The organism is Arthrobacter sp. B0316-5-4, from assembly GCF_059090325.1.
Window position 1 is genome coordinate 127264 of record NZ_JBNHFN010000002.1, and the last position, 19401, is coordinate 146664.

The following is a 19401-nucleotide window of genomic DNA, read 5'->3' on the forward strand; positions in this document are numbered from 1 at the left end:
GGCCTCCTTAGTAGTTCTGTACATCCATATAACCAGCATTCGACGCAGATCCATGGCAAGGATGGGTCACTTTCGCTGTCCGCGTATCACATGTGCGTAACGTAACCTGCCGGATTGCCCTGGCCCGGGAGTGGCAACCCGTACCTGTCGGTGGCCGCAGCTAGCCTAGTATGGGCAGTGTTTGCCTTGAATTACCAGCGATCATACGGCTGGGAAACACCCTGAGATATACCCCTGAAGGAGCACACCGCGAGTGGCACCGAATTCTGAATACAACGCCCGGCACCTGTCTGTCCTTGAAGGCCTGGAAGCCGTCCGAAAGCGTCCGGGCATGTACATCGGGTCCACCGACTCCCGCGGCCTCATGCACTGCCTGTGGGAGATCATCGACAACGCGGTGGACGAGACGCTGGCAGGTTTTGGCCACGACATCAAGGTGATCCTGCATGCCGATAACTCGGTGGAAATACACGACGACGGCCGCGGCATCCCCGTGGATGTCGAGCCGAAAACCGGACTCTCCGGCGTCGAAGTTGTCTTTACCAAACTGCACGCGGGCGGCAAGTTCGGCGGCGGTTCCTACACTGCATCCGGTGGCCTGCATGGTGTGGGCGCGTCAGTGGTCAATGCGTTGTCGAGCCGGCTGGACGTCCAGGTGGACCGGGGCAGCAAGACCTACCAGATGTCGTTCCGCCGGGGTGAGCCTGGCCGCTTCGTGGACTCCGGGTCCAAGCCCGGACCCGACTCGCCCTTCGAGCCCTTCGTGGAGAACTCGGTGCTGGACGTCGTGGGCAAGGCCAAACGCGGTGTTACGGGAACCCGGGTCCGCTACTGGGCAGACCGCCAGATTTTCACGCCGGACGCAAAATTCTCCTACGACGACCTCGCAGCACGCGCACGCCAGACCTCTTTCCTGGTCCCAGGCCTGAAAATCACGGTCCGCGATGAGCGGAAGCTGGCCGGAACGCCGGGCGAGAACGGAGCCCACGAAGAGGTATTCCACCACGATGGCGGCATCTCCGAGTTTGTTGAGTTCCTTGCAGCCGACTCCGGAGTGACTGACGTTTGGCGTCTTCATGGTTCCGGAAAATTCAAGGAAACCGTGCCTGTCCTTGATGAGAAGGGCCACAGCAAGATTGCCGAAGTCGAGCGCGACTGCGAGGTCGATATTGCCCTGCGTTGGGGTATTGGATACGAGACCACCATGCGCAGCTTCGTCAATATCATCGCCACGCCGAAAGGCGGAACCCACCAGTCGGGGTTTGAAGCTGCCCTGCTGAAGACCTTCCGCAAGGCTGTGGAGACGAATGCCCGCAAGCTCAAAGCCGGCAACGACAAGATCGAGAAAGACGACATCCTCGCCGGGCTGACCGCCGTGTTGACGGTACGCCTGGCGGAGCCCCAGTTCGAGGGGCAGACCAAGGAGATCCTTGGCACATCGGCGGTCAGGGCCATCGTGGCAAAGGTCGTCGAAAAGGAGATCACCTCCCGGCTGAATTCCGCCAACCGCAATGACAAGGCCCAGTCGGCCCTCCTGCTGGAGAAGATGGTCAGCGAGATGAAGTCGCGCATCTCGGCCCGCGTCCATAAGGAAACCCAGCGCCGCAAGAACGCCCTGGAAACCTCGTCGATGCCTACCAAGCTGGCTGACTGCCGGACCGACGACGTCGCCCGGTCGGAACTGTTCATCGTCGAAGGTGACTCCGCGCTGGGTACTGCCAAGCTTGCGCGTTCCTCTGACTTCCAGGCGCTGCTCCCCATCCGAGGCAAGATCCTGAATGTGCAGAAGGCCTCGGTGGGGGACATGCTCTCCAATGCTGAGTGCGCGGCGCTGATCCAGGTGGTGGGTGCCGGCTCGGGCCGCAGTTTCGATATTGACGCAGCCAGGTACGGCAAGGTCATCCTCATGACTGACGCCGACGTGGATGGCGCGCACATCCGTACCCTCCTGCTGACGCTGTTCTTCCGCTACATGCGTCCCATGGTTGAGGCCGGCCGCGTTTTTGCCGCGGTACCGCCTTTGCACCGGGTTGAAGTCATCAACCCGGGCCAGAAGGCCAACGAGATGATCTACACCTACTCCGAGGCCGAACTTCATGTCCTCCTCAATAACCTCGCCAAGGAGGGGAAGCGCTACAAGGAGCCCATCCAGCGTTACAAGGGCCTGGGCGAAATGGATGCGCAACAACTGGCCGAAACCACCATGGACCCGCGCCACCGCACCCTCCGGAAGGTGGGCATCGACAGTGCCCAGCGGGCAGAAGAAGTGTTCGACCTCCTGATGGGCTCGGACGTGGCGCCGCGCAAGGAGTTCATTATTGCCGGGGCCGCGACCCTGGACAGGGAGCGCATCGACGCTTAGCGGCTGGCTGGCGGAGCCGATGCGCCGCCGTTCTTAGCCGCGCCGCCATTGTTGGCCGGACCGCCGTTCTTTGCCGGGCTGGCGGCCGGGGCTGCAAACGCTGCTGCACCCACTGCCAGGGCCAACGCGCCGAGTCCCCAGGGCAGTCCTGCGGCGACCGCAACCCCACCCACCAGCAAGGGGCCTCCCGCGTCGCCGAGCTCACGTCCGAGTTCTGCCGACCCCATGGTCCGGCCCAGGCGTTCGGGAGGCGTCGAGTCGGCGAGGTGGGCGAAGGCCAGGGGCGTAGCTACGCCAATTCCGAGCCCGATGAGGATGGCAGCGCAGTACGTCCACCCGGCACCAGGCAGGAGCCCCGCCATGAGCGTGCCAAGGGCGATGGCTACCAATCCAGCCACCATGCCGGGCTTGTCGGCGAGCAGGGCGCTGTCGCGCAGGCGGCCGATCCGCGGCTGTATCAGGGATGACGCAACGGCAAGCACCGTCACAACGGCAACACTGCCTGCCGTACCGAGGCCTTCGCGGGCCGCCAGTGCCGGGAGGAATCCGACGGCGGCGCCCAAGGCTCCCGTTGCAGCGGCGAGGACCAGCGTTGGCCCCAGGAAAGACCGCTCCGTGCTTTGGCGCCACACGTCGACGATGGTGTACCGCGGCCGGGGAAGCGGCGCCAGGGACGGAACGGCAAAGGCGGCCCACGCTGCCACCACCAGGCCGAGGGCTGAGAGGATGAGGAACAGCAAAGCGAAGCCGCCGGCCATGATGGCCAAGGCTCCCAGCAGGGGCCCTATGGCGTATCCGAGTCCCTTCCACGAGCCGTACCGTCCAAAGTAGTGGCCGGTCTTCCCGCCGGCCAGCCGGGCAACGCCTGCGGACGATGCGGGGGAGAACGCCGACGCTGCCATCCCTTGGCCCAGGCGGGCTGCGGCAAGCATGGCCGGTTGATCTGCCCAGAGGCCGATCAGGGAGGCGAGGGAGAAGGCGACCAGGCCGCCCACGATGACTGGCTTGGGACCGATGCGGTCGCTCAGGGCGCCAAAAACGGGTTTGAGGAACACCTCGGCGATGTCGTACAGAGCCAGCAGGATGCCAAGCCCCAGGAGGCTGAGCCCAATGTCCGCACTTTCCGCCCCCAGCCCGGCGGCGACGGCATGGGCGCCGAAGGCTGTGGTAAATCCTGCGGCGTACAGGGGCCAGCGTTGGACTGCGGCGAGGCGCGCGGAGTCGGACGATTCTGAGACATTCACGGCTCCAATGTAACAGCTGCTACATTTTAAGTTGTGATTGATGAACGTTGGCTCCTGATCCTCGTCCAGGTTCCGTCGCAGCCGTCCCGGCATCGGGTAGCTGTTTGGCGTGAACTCCGCAGGATTGGCGCCGTCCCGTTGTCCCCGGGAACATGGGTCCTGCCCGTCCATCCGGCCTTCGACGACGGATTGGCCAGGGCTGAGGAGCTTGTTGCCAAGGGTGGGGGCTCCTGGACACTGGTGGACGCCGCACCGCGAAACCAGGGTGCGGACACCTTCCGGAGTGCCTACGAAGCGGCCCGGCTGGAGGAGTGGTCCGAGTTCATGGCGGATTGCGGAAAGTTCGAGCAGGAAATTGCCAAGGAAATATCCCGGGAAAAGTTCACCTTCGCAGAACTCGAGGAGGAGGAGCAGAGCCTGGAGCGACTGAGGCGCTGGTTCCGTGAGTTGAAGTCCCGCGATGTCCTGCATCTCCCTCAGGCAGGGGAAGCCGCCGACCATCTTGGGCGGTGCGTGACGGCGCTCGAGCACTACGCCTCAATGGTCTATGAGGTCACGCTGCCGCAGTAGCTGCCTTACGCCAGCAACCCGGAACCCAACCCCGGCACTTACCCCAGCAGTCCCGGCACAATCAGCAGTGCTGTCGGGACGGCCAGCAGGAGGATCGAGGCCGCGAGGACCAGGATGCGCAGACCCCTGGTGAGCGGAGGCTGCGGTGAGAGAAGGCGGCTGACGCGGGACGCCGTCGTACGCGGTGAATCGGCGCCTCCGGTAGCGCTGACTGAACTGCCCTCGACCACCGCGCCTCCTGTGGTGAAGGCGTGGGTTCCGATGGTCGGCTGGGACGAGCCGCTGGCGACGATGGCGATGGCCTTGATGAGTGTCCCCTTGCTTTCCGTCCGGAGGGCGACGTCGTCGGCCAGCATCTCGATCAGGGAGTTCACGGCAGTCTGGGCGAGCCGGGTGGTGGGAAACCACGGTAAGGCCTGCCGCCAGGCGGCGAAGGCCCACAGGAGGAGGTCGTGGCGTTGGGAAAGGTGGGCATTCTCGTGAATGAGGACGGCCCTGAGTTCGGCGGGTTCGAGGGCCGCCATGAGGCCATCGGAGAGCACGGTCACTGAGCGGGCGCCGCCGGGCAGGCAGTACGCCACTGGCGAGTCGTGGTTGATTACCACGGTTCCCGGGCCGTCGTCGGAGGGAGATGCGAGCAGGGCCAGTAGTTCGCGGTGCCGGCGCCGCTGGCGCTCAATTTTGTAGTAGGTCAGCAGGAGGGTGAAGACCAGGTGCGCGGTCAGGAGCGCGGCTGCCGACAGGGCGAAGAGGTGCCAGAATCCCAGCGCCGTGGTGGGTTCGTTGTGGAAGACCATTCCTGCCAGGCTCCGGAGGCCGGCGAGGAGATTGTCGCCCACGGGCTCCAGGCCGTACACAAGCATGGCGCCGATCATGGAAAGACCACCGGCCAGGGCGATTGCCTGCCACAGCACCATGGCGGTGAAGGGGGAGCGGGCCGGCCACTGTGCACGTGACATCAGGACGGGCACAGGCCAAGCCAGGATCAATGCCAGGACCGCAAGCAGGTATGAGGTCCAGAACATAGTGGCTAATTGTAGCCGAGCAGTTTGCGCAGTGTTGCGGCTTCGCTTTCGGTGACGGAGCCAATGAATCGGGCCAGGACGGCTTCCCGGTCAGGAGCGGAGCCAAGGACCTCATGCATCAACTCGGCCGTGTGGTCTGCGCGGCTGGAGACGGCCTGGTAACGGTGCGGGCGCGTACCGCGCTCACGCTCCACGAGGCCCTTCTTTTCCAGGCGGGAGAGCACGGTAAGGACCGTTGTTACGGCCAGGTCCTTCCCCTGGTGCCCCGCCGAGCCGTCGCCGGCCTCGGAATCCTGCGCGAGCAGGTCGCGCAGCGTGTTGGCAGTTGCAGCCTCCTGGCCTGCCCAGAGCAGATCCATGACTGCCCGTTCCAGTTCCCCAAGACTTGCCATCAATACGTCCCTACCTTCCGCATCCCAACAACAGCACTTCTGCTGCCCGGTGCGACGATCCAACATTCATTCACTAATTTACCGCTTTTCAACTCTTCATTCTACGTCAGGTAGAACTATCGGCGCGCCGCGGGCCGGAGAAGGGCCTTGCGCGTGCGTAACGCCACTTGAAGAATGGGTTTGGTCTGCCGCCATTTGTTCTACACTGTGTAGAAGACAAGTTTTCTACAGAACGTAGAAGTACCGTCACTGCACTTCGGTCCACCGCACAAAGGACAGCCATGGACGCTTTGGAAATCGCACGCTGGCAATTCGGCATCACTACCGTCTACCACTTCATGATGGTGCCACTCACCATTGGCCTCGGCCTGGTGGTGGCCATCATCCAGACCCTTTGGTACCGCACCGGCAAGCCCGAGTACCTGCGCATGACCAAGTTCTGGGGAAAGCTGTTCCTCATCAACTTCATCATGGGCGTGGCAACCGGAATCGTGCAGGAATTCCAGTTCGGTATGGCCTGGAGTGAGTACAGCCGGTTCGTGGGCGACGTCTTCGGCGCTCCACTGGCCCTTGAGGCGCTGCTGGCCTTCTTCGTGGAATCCACGTTCCTCGGACTATGGATTTTCGGCTGGAAGCAGCTCAAACGCGGCGTCCACCTGGCCTGCCTGTGGATTGCCGTGATCGGCTCGGTCTTTTCCGCGTACTTCATCATCGTGGCCAACTCCTGGATGCAGCACCCCGTTGGTGTTGAGATGGTGGATGGGCGTCCCGTCATGACAGACGCCTGGGCAGTCTTCACCAACAACACAGCCCTGGTTGCAGTACCGCACACCCTGTTCGGCGCACTGGCCGTTGCTGGTGCCTTCCTGCTGGGAATTGCCTGGTACCACCTGTGGCGCAGGCGCCACGACGGCATAGACGTGGTGGGTGCAGACGGCAAGCTGATCCCAGGTGAGGCTGCGATTCCAGGCCGCGACAAGGCCGACTACACCGTGTGGATGACATCGCTGAGGATCGGTGCCGTGGTGGCCATGATTTCCTTCGCCGGAACTGCCATCACCGGCGACCTCCAGGGCAAGCTGATGTTTGAACAGCAGCCCATGAAGATGGCCGCTGCCGAAGCGGCCTGCCACGATGGCACCGGCTTCTCGGTATTGAGCGTGGGCAACCTCGGCGCCTCCAACTGTGACGACATTGTGGCGGTCATCGAAGTCCCGGGCATCCTGTCCTTCCTGGCCAAGGGTGACTTCACCACCGAGGTCAAGGGCGTCAACAGCTTGCTCGGCGAATACAAGGAAAAGTACGGGACCCACCTGCCGGACAACCCGCTCTACGGCGAGCGCGCCGGCCAGGAGATCCAGTATGTTCCCGTGATGGAAGTGACGTACTGGGGCTTCCGCATGATGATCGGCTTCGGTGGTATCGCAGCACTTGCGGCCCTGCTGGCCCTGTGGGTCACCCGCAAGGGCGTGGTGCCCCAGTCCAAGTGGCTCATGCGCCTGGCGGTCTTCGGGATCCTTGCTCCCTTCGGGGCCAACGCGGCCGGGTGGATCTTTACGGAGATGGGACGCCAACCCTTCGTGGTTGCCCCGAATCCTGACATGAACGGTATCGACCAGGTCTTCATGTTTACCGCGGCAGCTGTCTCACCAGGGGTCAGCGCGGGTGAACTCATGACCTCGCTGGTGGTCCTTACCGCCATCTACGCCGTGCTTCTGGTGGTTGAAGTGAAACTGCTGGTCAAGTACATCCGCGGCGGAGCGGCGTCGGCGATGCCTGAACTTGCCCACGCCAAGGACACGGACAAGCACGACAAGAACGACGACGGCCCGGACAAGTCCGGCGACGACGTCCTGGCATTCGCCTACTAGAAGCCAAGGGAAACTGACAATGGAACTATTGCCAACTATCTGGTTCGTGGCCATCGCCGTTCTGTGGACCGGCTACCTCTTCCTGGAGGGCTTTGACCTCGGCGTCGGCATGCTCATGAAGCTGTTCGCACGCAACAACACCGATCGCCGAGTTCTGTTGAACACGATTGGTCCGGTGTGGGACGGCAATGAGGTGTGGCTGCTCACTGCGGCCGGTGCAACCTTCGCTGCGTTCCCTCTCTGGTACGCGTCCTTGTTCTCGGCGTTGTACCTGCCGCTGCTGTGCGTCCTCGTGGCCCTGATCTTCCGTGCGGTCGCCTTCGAGTACCGGGGCAAGGTTGACTCCGTCCGTTGGCGCAACCGCTGGGACTGCGCCATCGCCGTCGGCTCCTTCGTTGCCGCCTTCGGTATCGGCGCCGCCTTGGCGCTGACAACAACGGGCCTGCCGTTGAACGACAACGGGGACCGCGTGGGTGGCCCCATGTCATGGTTCAGCGGGTACGCGCTCCTCGGCGGGTTCGGTGTTGTGGCGTTCGCCCTGGTTCACGCCTTGGCCTTCCTGGCGCTGAAGACCGACGGCAATGTGCGGCACCGGGCGCGCCGCTGGTTTGTGCGGCTGGTCCCGGTGGCGGTGCTGCCGATGTTCGGCTGGATGCTGGCGGTGCAGTTCCTGAGCGGGGAGCCGTGGACCTGGGCCCTGGTGGCCGCTGCGGTGGTTGCCGTAGTCCTGGCTTGGCAGTTGGCGCGGGCCGGATCTGAAGGCCGGGCATTTAGTGCCCTCGGCGCCTTCATTGTCTGCGCCACCGCCTCGATCTTTGGTGCAGCGTTCCCGGTGGTCATTCCTTCCACGATCGATCCGGCCTTCAACCTGACCATCTCCAACGCTTCGTCCTCGGACTACACACTGGGCCTGATGAGCATTGTTGCCGCAGTTGGGCTGCCGCTGGTGATTGCCTACCAGTCCTGGACGTACTGGGTATTCCGGCGGCGCGTCAGTGCAGCGCACATCCCCGAAGCACATGGGTTCCTGCCGGCGATCGCCGCGAAGGTCCTGGTTTCGAAGGAACCGGGAGCAGCCGGTAACCAGTCTGACAAGCGAACGCGCCCAGGAGCCTGAACGCCGATGAAACCCGTGTTCCCTTCCGGCCCGGCTACCCGCTCCGCCCTCTACACGATCGGCCTGCTGTCCGCCCTCAAGGCATTGTCCCTGGTGCTGATGGCGCAGGCGGTGGCGGTGATGCTGGCAGGCCTCGCCTCCGGGTCGGGGGATTGGAACAGCGGACTGGTCTGGGGTGCTGTGGGTGCTGTCCTGCGGTCGCTGACTGTGTGGGGCCAGGGGATTGCCTCCCGCCGGGCCGCCCTGGGCGTCAAGGAAGAGTTGCGCGCCGGGCTGTTGCGGCGGTCACTGGCTGACGGTGCCGCTTCACCGGTAGGGGGAATGAACGACGGCGGCCTGGCGATCCTCACGACGCGCGGCCTGGACGCGCTGGACGACTATTACACGCAATACTTGCCCGCCTTGGTGAACTGCGCAACGGTGCCGTTGCTGATCGGTGCCCGTATCCTGTTTGCAGACTGGGTCAGCGCAGTGGTGATCGTCCTGACCGTTCCCTTGGTTCCGTTGTTTATGGTCCTGATCGGCCGGCACACCGAGGACAGTGTCCGCGACGCGCAGACCACTCTGCGGAAGCTCTCCGGGCACATTCTTGAGCTCGCCAAAGGCCTGCCGGTCCTGGTGGGCCTGGGCCGTGCCAGCGAGCAACGCGCAGCCCTGGAGGATATCTCCGAGCAATACCGCAGCCGAACCATGGGCACCCTCCGCACCGCCTTCCTTTCGGCGCTTGCCTTGGAGCTCATAGCCACGATCTCCGTAGCTGTTGTTGCCGTGTTCATCGGTGTCAGGCTCGTCGCTGGGGACATGGCTTTGGAAGCAGGGCTGTTGGCATTGATCCTTGCCCCCGATTGCTACCTGCCCCTCCGGGAACTGGGTACCGCCCACCATGCCAGCGATGACGGCCGCGCCGCCCTCGAAACCACCAATGCCGTGCTGGGAGCTCCCACGCACCAGCGACTGCAATCAAGCCCCGGGACGCCAGGACAGGCCGACACCGTGGTGACCGATCTTTCGGTAACGTACAGCGGCAGGTCCGCGGCCGCCGTCGGGCCCCTCAGCTTTACCGCGCAACAGGGCAGGATCACCGCCCTGGACGGGGACAGTGGGACCGGAAAGAGCACCGTCCTCGCTGTCCTGGCCGGGCTCATCGGGCCGGGAACGGGTACAGCGGTCACCGGGCACGTTAGGGGCGCAGGACAAGGAACCGTGGCATGGGTGCCACAGCATCCTGTCATGGCAGCCGAAACCGTCCAGCAGGAAATTGAGCTCTACCTGGACGGCTACGACGGCAACACCGCCGAAGCTGCCGCGCGTGTCCTGAAGAAGACCTCAGCAGACCACCTGGCGGCCAAGCACGCCGCTGAGCTGAGCCCAGGCGAACTCCGCCGTGTGGCACTGGCCCGCGGGCTGGCGCGTGTGGAAGCCGGAGCCACCCTGTTGCTGCTCGACGAGCCCACCGCCCACCTGGACCACTACTCCGCCAGCGTGGTGCGGAACGCCATCGAATCACTCCGCGGCTCGGTCACGGTGATCCTGGTGGCCCACGACGCCGCCACCCGGGCGCTCGCCGACCACCTGGTGCCCGTGGGGCGCAAGCACCCGTACCCGGCACCACCGATGGGGGAGGGCGCCGTACTCCCCGCCGGGGGCCACGCGGAAGCTAGCCCTGCGAATAACTCCGCAGGCCAGGACGGCCTCGTGCCGGCCGCGCACCGGTCCGGAAGCCTTCAACGCCTGCTCGGCGTCCTGAAACCCGTCCGCTGGAAGTTCGCCGCCGCCGGTGTCGTCGCAGTCCTGGCCGCCTTGTTCGCCGTGGCACTGTCCGGACTGTCCGGATGGCTGATCATCAGGGCCAGCGAGCAGCCGCCCATCCTCTACCTGCTCGGCGCGATAGTGGGTGTCAGGTTTTTCGGTATAGGGCGGGCAGTCCTGCGGTACTGCGAGCGCCTGCTGGCCCACGACGCCGTGTTCGCTGCCATGACCCGCCTCCGGGGCGCCCTCTGGGCAACACTGAGCCGGAGGGCACTCTCCCTTCGTCGGCTCCTCCAAGGCGGCAACGTACTGGGGTCCATCGTGGACGACGTCGACACCCTCCGCGACCTCCTGCCTCGCGTTGCACTGCCTCCGGCCACCGCAGCAGGAGTCAGCGGAGCTGCCATCATCGCCACCGCCCTCGTCATGCCCGCAGCAGTGCCCGCCGTGGTGCTGGTGTCAGTCATCGGGCTGGCGTTTGCTCCGCTCCTTGCCGTCCTGGCCGACAGGAACGCCGCAAAATCAGAACAGCAGGTGCGCTCCGTGGTGCTGAAAGGTGTCGCTGCGGCCCTGGACGCACGTGCTGACCTCGCAGGCAACGGGGTGGGGGAACCCGTCCTCCAGGACCTCCGGAGCAAGGACCGCGCCGCCACCGTCTCCGCCCAGCGCTCGGCATGGGCCGAAGGGCTCGGACAAGCTGTGATCGTCCTGGCGTGCTCGCTGGCAGCCCTGTGGGCGGGTGTCCTCAGTGCTCCCTCGGTAGCCAACGGCTCCGCAGCACCCGAACTCGTAGCCGTGATCGTCTTGATGCTGCTGGCGCTGGTGGAACCCTTCGGTGGCATCGTGTCCGCGGTGCGCCAAGCCCCCGCGCTCGCAGCCGTCCTTGGCCGGGTGGCTGCTTCCGGAGCCTTGGACGCCACGACCACTTCGGAAGACGCCGACGGCGGCCCCCGGCCGCTTCCTGACCGCACCGGCAAAGCGGGACTGGAGTTGAGGGGAGCTGCCGCGGCATGGCCTGGAGGTCCGAACGTGTTCGCAGGCCTCACGGCGGAAGCAGGACCCGGCCGCTGGCTGTCCGTTACAGGACCTTCCGGCGCAGGAAAATCCACGCTCCTGTCGGTACTGCTGGGCTTCCTTCCATTGACGCAGGGAACGGCGAAACTGACGGGCACCGCAGCGTGGTGCCCGCAGGAGGCTCACCTCTTCGATTCCACGATCCGTGGGAACCTCCTGCTGAGCCGGTCCGCGTCGGCCAAACCCAGTGAGGCGGACATGCACAAGGCGCTGGCGGACGTCGGACTGGACGTTGTGGTGGAGTCATTGCCGGGCGGGCTCGACGCCCGGGTTGGACCTGGCGGGTCCTTCCTCAGCGGCGGGGAACGACAGCGGCTCGCGATGGCCAGGACTCTTCTCACCGGGGCCTCCATATTGCTTCTGGACGAGCCCACTGCCCACCTGGACGCCGGCTCGGCCCGGGAAATGATGGCCATCCTCCGCAAGGGACTCAAGGACGTCACAGTGGTCCTTGTCACCCACAATCCCGAGGATATCGATCCGGCGGACGCGCGCCTGGAGCTGGGTGCGGCGGGAACTGCTGCGGCCACTGGCGCGGGCGCGGCGGAGCTGGTGGGAAGGGCTACTCCTCAGTAGCCTGTTGGCATGCCTTTCGAAGCAGCAAGCCAAGCCATGCCCGACGTCGTCGTGACGGGCCTCCAGTGGCGGCCGGCCTCCACGGGGGACCTGGACAACTGGGCCGGACTGATCGCCAGGACGGCCGCCGTTGAACGTCCCGCCTGGTATGAAAAGCGCGGCGACCTGATCCATGTCCTCGAGTCCAGCAAGAATCCTCCGCAAGCCAGTACGCTGCTGGGCTTCGACGCCGACGGGGTGGCACGCGCCTATGGACGCATCACCAAGAACCCGGACGGCGACAAAGCCACCGGGATGGCATGCGTTGACCCGGAGTGGCAGCAGCGCGGTATTGGCTCCGCCGTGCTGGTGTGGCAGGAAGAGCAAGTGCGGAGGCGCTTCGACGACGATCAGGCAGCGGGACACACGACGGCACCGCCCCGGTTGCGCATCCAAACTGAAGAGCAGCACGAGCACCAGGCCACGCTCCTGATGGGACACGGCTACGGGGCAGTGCGCTGGTTCAACGAGATGCACCGGCCGCTATCCACGGCGCTGCCCCACGCTCCCCTCGGTGGGGGACTTGAACTGCGGACACTGGAACCATCCCTGTTCGAACCAGTACGGCAGGCCCATAACGATGCTTTCCGGGACCATTGGGGAAGCGAACCCAGGGACGAGGAGTCGTGGCGGTTCACTATCGGCGAACCCACTGCGCGGCATGATCTCAGCACAGTGGTGCTCGACCAGGCCACGGGTGAGGTTGTGGGTTACCAGCTGGCCAGCCACGACCCGGACGCGGCACGTGACCGCGGTTTCAAGGAGGGGTACACCGAGCTCCTGGGCGTCCGACGTGCCTACCGGGGCAGGGGAATCGCCCAGGCCCTCCTGGCAGACGCCATGAGCCGGTACTCGCAGGCCGGGATGGACGTCGCCTCCCTCGATGTCGACTCGGCCAACCCCACCGGCGCCTTGGAGCTCTACCTCGGAATGGGCTACGAGCCGGTCAACCGCAGCATGACGTGGGAGAAGATGCTCTAGCCGTCCACGTCGTGCAGGTGGTGGACGACGTCGTGGAGGAAGTACTGCGAGAACGTCAGCACGGTGAAGGCTGAGCCGTTGCTGCGCGTTCCTGTCCGCTCCCAGTCTTCCTCCCGGACCCGGGCAAAGGACTCGGCGATGGTGGCGCCCTCGGCTTCCAGTTCGTCGGCCACGGTCCGGGGGTCTGCCGAACCGTACTCGCCGTCGATGGCTGCCTGGTCCTGGTCCCAATTGGCGAACTGTGCATCCTCTTCGGCCAGCATCAGGTTCAGCCGCTGGTCGAACAGGCTAAAGACGTCGCGCACATGGCACGCATACTCCAACGTGGACCATGTGTGGTCGTTGGGCCTTACCGCAACATCCTCGCGACGCAGGACCGCCCGCCACCGCGGCAGCATGTTAAGGACAGTGCCCGGCACTGTTGATGGGGTCACCGTGGCGGGGTCGAAACCGCACTCGGGGCAGGGCTCTGAGAGCACCCAGGTCCAGTCTTTTTCATCAGGGATGATCGGCATGTCGCCAGTCTAAGCCGAACTGCCCCGGCCTCCCCGCCTACGCCGAAAAACGGTGCCGGTTTCCAATTACTTCCCATCACGGGCAGGAGTAAAGTTCGTTCCGGGAGGAGAGCCGGAAAGAGAAAAACATGCTCAAGGATCAGCAGGTTGGTGCCGTCCTACCGGCACAGGACATAGCCCGGGCCCGCGCTTACTACAGCGAGAAACTGGGACTGGAACCGGAGAACCCGGACGCCGATGACAACCTTCAATACAGGTGCGGCGACGGAACCGGGTTTTTCATCTATCAGACGTCCAATGCGGGGACGGCAAAGAACACCCAAATAGGCTGGATGGTGGACGACGTCGCTGCCGCGGTCGCGGAACTGCGGGACAAAGGAGTGAAGTTTGAGGACTACGACTTCCCCGGACTGAAAACCGAGAACGGCATCGCCACGATGCCCGATGGCACCGCAGCTGCATGGTTCCTGGACAGTGAAGGCAACATTCTGAGCCTCAACCAAGGCATCTGAGTGGTTCCTGGTTTCACTGCCTGGGAAAGGCAACAGGGCCGGCGGTTGTGACCGCCGGCCCTGCTTTTCGCCATCAACAAGCTATTCGGCGGCTTCAGTCCACGCCATGCTGGGCCCGATTGCTTCCACAGGCTGCGACAACGGAACCCCGGATCCGTCCCTGCGCCCGTGCTCGTGGGGCAATGCCCTGGCCACGCCGGCTGCGGAGGACGCCTTGGCCGGACCGTGCCCGGCCCACGCCAGGAGCAGCGTGTCTTCGCCCTTGAGGAAGCGGTGGACGCGCACGCCACCGGTGGCGCGGCCCTTCGCCGGATACTCATCGAACGCCGTCACCTTGGCAGTTCCCGGTGCCGTCCCCGGCAAAGCGCCGTTGGTGCCGGCAATGGTCACCACGACGGCGGCTGGATCGTTGGCGCGCACGGCGCCGAAGTGGATGACTTCGTCGCCTGCGGCCAGCTTGATCCCGGCCATGCCGCCTGCTGTCCGTCCCTGCGGGCGGACGTTGGAGGCACTGAACCGCAGCAATTGGGCCTGCCTGGTCACGAAGACGAGATCGACGTCGTCCTCCTGCGCCGCTTCCACGGCGAGTACCGAGTCCTTGTCCTTGAGGGCGATAATTTCCCAATCCTCGCGGTTAAGCGGGTAGTCGGGCTGCACGCGCTTCACGACGCCCTGGACGGTTCCGATCGCCAGGACGGAGTCCAAGGGCACGAAAGCAACCAGGGTCTCGCCCTTGGTCAAGGTGATGAAGTCCTTGGCGGGCACGCCCCCTGCCAGGTTGGGGAGGCCGGAGACCGGCGGCAGGGCAGGCATGTCCATCACCTGCAGCCGGAGCATCCGGCCCTGGGAAGTGACGGCACCGATTTCGCCGCGGGCGGTGGTCTTCACGACCGAACGGAACACATCGTGCTTCGCCCGTGGACCGGCCTCCGCCAACGGTTCCTGGTTGGAAGTCCTGGCGATCTGGCCCGAGGTGCTGAGCAAAGCCCAGCAGGGGTCATCCGGGATCTCCAGTGGAAGTGCCGCGCCCTTGCCCTTGGGTCCTGGTGCCGCGGCTGCGAGTGCGGCGGCCACTGTGGGCGAGACAGCTTCAGATTCAAGGAGCACGGTGCGCCGGGGAGTGCCGTACTTCTCGGCGATCACTCCGAGCTCGCCGGACACAAGGTCCCTGAGCAGCTCGTCGGAAGCGAGGATGGCTTCGAGTGCTTCGATTTCGCGGCGCAGCTCGTCCTGTTCCTTCTCCAGTTCCAGCCGCGAGTACTTGGTCAGTTGCCGCAGGCGCAGTTCCAGGATGTAGTTCGCCTGGATCTCGGTGAGGTCGTAAATGGACATCAGCCGCTCACGCGCAGCCGAAGCCTCGTCGGAGGAACGGATGATCTGGATGACCTCGTCGATGTCCACGATCGCGATCAACAGGCCCTCCACCAGGTGGAGGCGGTCCTTCTTCTTGCCCAGGCGGAACGAGGTCCGGCGGCGCACCACATTGAGGCGGTGCTCAACGTACACCTGGAGCAACTGCAGCAGGCCAAGTGTCTGCGGCTGGCCGTCCACCAGGGTCACGTTGTTGATGCCGAAGGAATCTTCCATGGGCGAATAGCGGTACAGCTGCTGGAGGACGGCGTTCGGGTTGAAGCCGTTCTTCAACTCGATGACCAGCCGGAGGCCGTGGTTCCGGTCCGTCAGGTCCACCACATCGCTGATGCCGGTCAGCTTCTTGGCGTTGACGGCGTCCTTGATCTTCTCGATGACCTTTTCCGGGCCCACCATGTACGGGAGCTCGGTGACCACAAGTCCGGTGCGGCGGGCGGAAAGCTGTTCCACTTCCACTTTGGCGCGGGTCTTGAAGGAACCCCGTCCCGTTGCATAGGCGTCGCGGATTCCGTCCAGGCCCACGATCCGGCCGCCGGTGGGGAGGTCGGGTCCGGGGACGAACCGCATGATGTCCTCGAGCGTGGCATCGGGGTTGGCAATCAGGTGACGTGCTGCGGCGATGACCTCCACCAGGTTGTGGGGCGCCATGTTGGTGGCCATGCCCACAGCGATACCGGTGGTGCCGTTGACCAGCAGGTTGGGGAACGCTGCCGGGAGGACGTCCGGCTGCGTCAACTGGTTGTCGTAGTTGGGGACGAAGTCCACCACGTCTTCGTCGAGGTGGTCGGTCATGGTCAGCGCAGCGGCCGCGAGCCGGGCCTCGGTGTAACGCGGGGCGGCCGGACCGTCGTCGAGCGAGCCGAAGTTGCCGTGACCATCGATCAGCGGAAGGCGGAGGGAGAAGTCCTGGGCCATGCGCACCATGGCGTCGTAGATCGCCGCGTCGCCGTGCGGGTGGAGCTTACCCATGACTTCGCCCACCACGCGTGCGCTCTTGACGTGTCCGCGGTCAGGGCGCAAACCCATGTCCGCCATCATGTACAGGATGCGACGTTGGACAGGCTTCAGTCCGTCGCGTGCGTCGGGGAGGGCGCGCGAATAAATCACCGAGTAGGCATACTCCAGGAAGGAGCCCTCCATCTCGGAAGTGACGTCGATATCGACGATGTTCTCGGTGAAATCGCCGAGGGGCTCGCCTTTGCGTGCGGGAGTTTGGCTGCGGGCCATGGGGTCGGTGGATCCTTGAAAGTCGTACTGCGGATGTTTTAGCTAGGCTAAGCCTATGGTGGATCAGCCCGGCGTCGGCATTTATCCGGAATATTGGGAGGCCGATGTCGTCCTGCGCGACGGCGGCACAGCCCACCTGCGGCCGATACGGCCCGAGGACGCAGATGCGCTGCAGGCATTCCACGCCGGCCAGTCGCAGGCTTCCATCTACATGCGGTTCTTCTCCTTCAAGCCCAGGCTCTCCGGCAAGGAAGTGCGGCGGTTCACCGAAGTGGACCACATCAACCGGGTGGCGTTCGTGATCACCATCGGTGGCGAGATCATGGGCATTGGACGGTACGACCGGCTTGACGATCCGCTGGAAGCCGAAGTCGCCTTCAACATTTCCGACGCACACCAGGGCCGGGGCATTGGCTCGATCCTCCTGGAGCACCTGGCCGTAGCCGCCCGCGAAAACGGCATCCGCCGCTTCACCGCCGAGGTCCTCCCGGACAACCGGAAGATGCTCATGGTGTTCGCGGACGCCGGCTACGACCTCAAACGGCAATTCGACGACGGCGTCGTCAGCGTTGAGTTCAACATCGACCCCACAGAGAAATCCCGCGCCGTCATGGAGTCCCGGGAGCACCGCGCAGAGGCACGCAGCGTACGCGACCTGTTGTCGCCGTCGTCCGTTGCTGTTATCGGTGCCAGCCGCAAGTGGGGGACGGTGGGCTACCAGCTGCTGGAACACATCATTGAAGGCGGCTTCACGGGCCCGGTGTACGCCGTCAACCCGGAAGCCCTGGAACTGGCCGGCATGATGTCCTACGCCAAATTGTCCGAGATCCCTGACCCGGTTCAGCTTGCCATCATCGCCGTCCCCTACGACGAAGTGCCCAAGGTGGTTGACGACTGCGCTGCAGCGGGCGTGAAGGGCATCGTGGTGGCGACGGCCGGATTCGCCGACGACGGTGAACGCGGGCTCCTCCGCCAGCACGAGTTGGTCCGGCGCGCCCGGGCCAATGGCATGCGTGTCATCGGCCCGGAGTCCCTCGGGATACTGAACACCCACCCTTCCGTGTCGCTGAACGCTTCCATGGCACCCACTATGCCGCCCAGGGGCAGCCTGGGCCTGTTCAGCCAATCGGCGGCCGTCGGAGTGGCCGTCTACGCGGCCGCCAGCCGCCGTCGGCTCGGGTTGTCCTCTTTCCTCTCCGCCGGCAACCGCGCCGACGTTTCAGGCAACGACGCCATGCAATATTGGGAGGACGACGCCGATACCTCCGCCGTAGGCCTCTACCTGGAATCCATCGGCAACCCCCGAAAGTTCTCCCGCTTGGCGCGGCGCTTGTCCCGCAGCAAGCCCGTCATCGTGGCCAAGTCCGATGTCACCGGACTCAGCCTGCCACCGGGCCACGAGGTCCGGACCACCCAGGCGCCGGGCGCGGCGGTGGACGCCATGATGCGGCAGGCCGGCGTCATCCGTGTCGAGACCATCGAACAGCTCATGGACATCGCGCAGATCGTGTCCACGCAGGCACTGCCCAAAGGTCCCGGCCTTGCCGTGTACTCGAATTCCGTGGCGCTGGGCAAAGTGGTGGCCGACACCGCGGTTCCCCTCGGCCTCGACGTCAATCGCCTGGTAACGGATGTGGATCTCGACGCCGGCATGTCGCTGGCATTGCCCGCCCTGCGGGCCAGCCTCCAGGAGAGCCTCGCGGACGAGTCCGTGCACGCCGTCGTCGCGGCCCTCCTCCCCGCGCGCGGCCTCACCGTGGAGGCTTTGGCGGGGGTACTTGCCGAATGCAGCGCCGAGGCGGGCAAACCAGTGGTGGCCGCCTTCACCGGGATCCTGGATTTTTCGGTTCATGTGGAGGGCATGGTGGGCTTGTCAGGCAAACCCGCGCTGCCTTGCTACTCCAATGCCGGCGCGGCCGTTGCAGCCCTGGCGGCGATCGTCCGGTACGCGCAATGGCGCGACCGGGACCAGGGACTCTTTGTCGAACCGGAGGGCTGCGACGTCGATGGCACCCACGAGACCCTGGCGGCGATGCTCGCCGGCGTGACCGGCGAGAAGCTAAGGAAGCTCGACGCCGGTGCTGCTGCGGCGTTGCTGGGTGGCTACGGAATTGAGGTGGTCCCCACCTTCGGCTTTGCTACGCCGGATGGGGCCGTGGCCGCCGCGGACAAAGCCGGATGGCCCGTGGTCCTGAAGACCACAGATCCGGCTCTCCGTCACCGGCTGGACCTGGGCGGCGTCCGGCTGGACATCCAGGACCCCGAATCCCTGCGGCAAAACATCGCGCAGATGCGCCGGGCACTCGAGCCCTACGGATCGCCGGCGCTGGAAGTTCAGGCCATGGCCCCGGTGGGCCAGGCATGCACTTTCCGCGCCATGGAAGACCCCCTGCTTGGCCCGGTGCTCTCCTTTGGACTGGCTGGCGACGCCGTGAACCTGCTGGACGATTGGGCGCATAGGGTGCCCCCACTTTCCGCGGCGGACCTGCATGACGTGATCCGTTCACCACGCGCGTCCCGGAAACTCTTCGGCTACCAGGGGCTGCCGGCTGTGGACGTTGAAGCGTTGGAGGACGTCGCCGCGCGACTGGCAAAGCTCAAGGATGACCATCCGGGCATTGCGCTGGTTGAGTTCAATCCGGTGCTTGCCGGACCGGCAGGAGCCACGATCCTGGCTGCCGACGTGTGGATAGGCAACGCGGCCCAGCGCACGGACAGTGCCCGTCGGGCCATGCGCGGTTAGCCACAGCAACGGCCATCGCGGTTAGGAAGTCAC

At 64.9% G+C, this 19401-nt stretch carries 13 protein-coding genes; 8 read left to right on the plus strand and 5 right to left on the minus strand.

Translation table 11 applies throughout. The features are described from left to right. Window positions 1–253: 253 nt before the first annotated feature. Window positions 254–2362: a DNA gyrase/topoisomerase IV subunit B gene (locus tag AC5RU9_RS04895; protein WP_494015549.1), complete on the plus strand. Its 2109-nt coding sequence runs from the start codon at window positions 254–256 to the stop codon at window positions 2360–2362. On the opposite strand, the gene AC5RU9_RS04900 is transcribed toward AC5RU9_RS04895, so the two are convergent. Next, the gene (locus tag AC5RU9_RS04900) at window positions 2359–3606 is read right to left on the minus strand and encodes an MFS transporter (RefSeq protein ID WP_494015550.1); all 1248 of its coding nucleotides are present in this window, start codon (window positions 3604–3606) and stop codon (window positions 2359–2361) included. The two genes, AC5RU9_RS04895 and AC5RU9_RS04900, sit on opposite strands and share 4 nt — an antisense overlap. Before the next feature lie 33 nt (window positions 3607–3639). Here AC5RU9_RS04900 and AC5RU9_RS04905 point away from each other — a divergent pair, with 33 nt between their 5' ends. Beyond that, window positions 3640–4176 (plus strand): Chromate resistance protein ChrB, encoded by a 537-nt coding sequence (locus tag AC5RU9_RS04905; RefSeq protein ID WP_494015551.1) that lies wholly within the window; start codon window positions 3640–3642, stop codon window positions 4174–4176. Window positions 4177–4214: 38 nt separating this feature from the next. Here the strand turns inward: AC5RU9_RS04905 and AC5RU9_RS04910 are convergent, their stop codons facing one another. Together AC5RU9_RS04910 and AC5RU9_RS04915 are read right to left on the minus strand one after the other, a co-directional pair. Next, window positions 4215–5201, minus strand: a complete 987-nt coding sequence (locus tag AC5RU9_RS04910; protein ID WP_494015552.1) for a M56 family metallopeptidase — start codon at window positions 5199–5201, stop codon at window positions 4215–4217. 5 nt (window positions 5202–5206) lie between these two features. Continuing rightward, complete coding sequence (locus AC5RU9_RS04915) at window positions 5207–5593, minus strand: BlaI/MecI/CopY family transcriptional regulator (RefSeq protein ID WP_211714067.1); 387 nt, start codon at window positions 5591–5593, stop codon at window positions 5207–5209. 281 nt (window positions 5594–5874) lie between these two features. Here AC5RU9_RS04915 and AC5RU9_RS04920 point away from each other — a divergent pair, with 281 nt between their 5' ends. Genes AC5RU9_RS04920 through AC5RU9_RS04935 form a run of 4 tightly spaced genes read left to right on the plus strand, consistent with a single transcriptional unit; the run spans window position 5875 to window position 13000 of the window. Continuing rightward, window positions 5875–7464: a cytochrome ubiquinol oxidase subunit I gene (locus AC5RU9_RS04920; protein WP_494015553.1), complete on the plus strand. Its 1590-nt coding sequence runs from the start codon at window positions 5875–5877 to the stop codon at window positions 7462–7464. A 19-nt stretch (window positions 7465–7483) separates the two neighbouring features. Next, entirely contained in the window at window positions 7484–8581 is a 1098-nt protein-coding gene (cydB, locus tag AC5RU9_RS04925; RefSeq protein WP_494015554.1) for a cytochrome d ubiquinol oxidase subunit II, read from the plus strand. 6 nt (window positions 8582–8587) lie between these two features. Then, window positions 8588–11980 carry a thiol reductant ABC exporter subunit CydD gene (gene cydD / locus AC5RU9_RS04930; protein ID WP_494015555.1) on the plus strand — a complete coding sequence of 1131 codons (3393 nt, stop codon included), beginning with the start codon at window positions 8588–8590 and terminating at the stop codon, window positions 11978–11980. A 9-nt stretch (window positions 11981–11989) separates the two neighbouring features. Then, window positions 11990–13000: a GNAT family N-acetyltransferase gene (locus AC5RU9_RS04935; protein WP_494015556.1), complete on the plus strand. Its 1011-nt coding sequence runs from the start codon at window positions 11990–11992 to the stop codon at window positions 12998–13000. On the opposite strand, the gene AC5RU9_RS04940 is transcribed toward AC5RU9_RS04935, so the two are convergent. Beyond that, a complete protein-coding gene (locus tag AC5RU9_RS04940) occupies window positions 12997–13515 on the minus strand; it encodes a DinB family protein (RefSeq protein ID WP_494015557.1) in 519 nt (172 codons plus the stop codon). The genes AC5RU9_RS04935 and AC5RU9_RS04940 overlap by 4 nt on opposite strands. A gap of 128 nt (window positions 13516–13643) precedes the next feature. On the opposite strand from AC5RU9_RS04940, the gene AC5RU9_RS04945 reads away from it, so the two are divergent. Then, a complete protein-coding gene (locus AC5RU9_RS04945) occupies window positions 13644–14027 on the plus strand; it encodes a VOC family protein (RefSeq protein ID WP_211714073.1) in 384 nt (127 codons plus the stop codon). Window positions 14028–14108: 81 nt separating this feature from the next. Here AC5RU9_RS04945 and AC5RU9_RS04950 read toward each other — a convergent pair whose 3' ends face one another. After that, window positions 14109–16625, minus strand: coding sequence for a DNA gyrase/topoisomerase IV subunit A (locus AC5RU9_RS04950; protein ID WP_494015558.1), 2517 nt, complete (start codon window positions 16623–16625; stop codon window positions 14109–14111). A gap of 55 nt (window positions 16626–16680) precedes the next feature. Between AC5RU9_RS04950 and AC5RU9_RS04955 the strand changes: the two genes are divergently transcribed. Further along, window positions 16681–19368: a bifunctional acetate--CoA ligase family protein/GNAT family N-acetyltransferase gene (locus AC5RU9_RS04955; RefSeq protein ID WP_494015559.1), complete on the plus strand. Its 2688-nt coding sequence runs from the start codon at window positions 16681–16683 to the stop codon at window positions 19366–19368. Window positions 19369–19401: the final 33 nt, after the last annotated feature.

What these genes read in the sequence shown, in the direction of transcription:
- AC5RU9_RS04940 (WP_494015557.1), bottom strand. Translation starts at nt 13,515, where the DNA reads ATGCCGATCATCCCTGATGAAAAAGACTGGACCTGGGTGCTCTCAGAG.
- AC5RU9_RS04955 (WP_494015559.1), top strand. Translation starts at nt 16,681, where the DNA reads ATGGTGGATCAGCCCGGCGTCGGCATTTATCCGGAATATTGGGAGGCC.
- AC5RU9_RS04950 (WP_494015558.1), bottom strand. Translation starts at nt 16,625, where the DNA reads ATGGCCCGCAGCCAAACTCCCGCACGCAAAGGCGAGCCCCTCGGCGAT.
- cydB (WP_494015554.1), top strand. Translation starts at nt 7,484, where the DNA reads ATGGAACTATTGCCAACTATCTGGTTCGTGGCCATCGCCGTTCTGTGG.
- cydD (WP_494015555.1), top strand. Translation starts at nt 8,588, where the DNA reads ATGAAACCCGTGTTCCCTTCCGGCCCGGCTACCCGCTCCGCCCTCTAC.
- AC5RU9_RS04945 (WP_211714073.1), top strand. Translation starts at nt 13,644, where the DNA reads ATGCTCAAGGATCAGCAGGTTGGTGCCGTCCTACCGGCACAGGACATA.
- AC5RU9_RS04935 (WP_494015556.1), top strand. Translation starts at nt 11,990, where the DNA reads ATGCCTTTCGAAGCAGCAAGCCAAGCCATGCCCGACGTCGTCGTGACG.
- AC5RU9_RS04910 (WP_494015552.1), bottom strand. Translation starts at nt 5,201, where the DNA reads ATGTTCTGGACCTCATACCTGCTTGCGGTCCTGGCATTGATCCTGGCT.
- AC5RU9_RS04915 (WP_211714067.1), bottom strand. Translation starts at nt 5,593, where the DNA reads ATGGCAAGTCTTGGGGAACTGGAACGGGCAGTCATGGATCTGCTCTGG.
- AC5RU9_RS04920 (WP_494015553.1), top strand. Translation starts at nt 5,875, where the DNA reads ATGGACGCTTTGGAAATCGCACGCTGGCAATTCGGCATCACTACCGTC.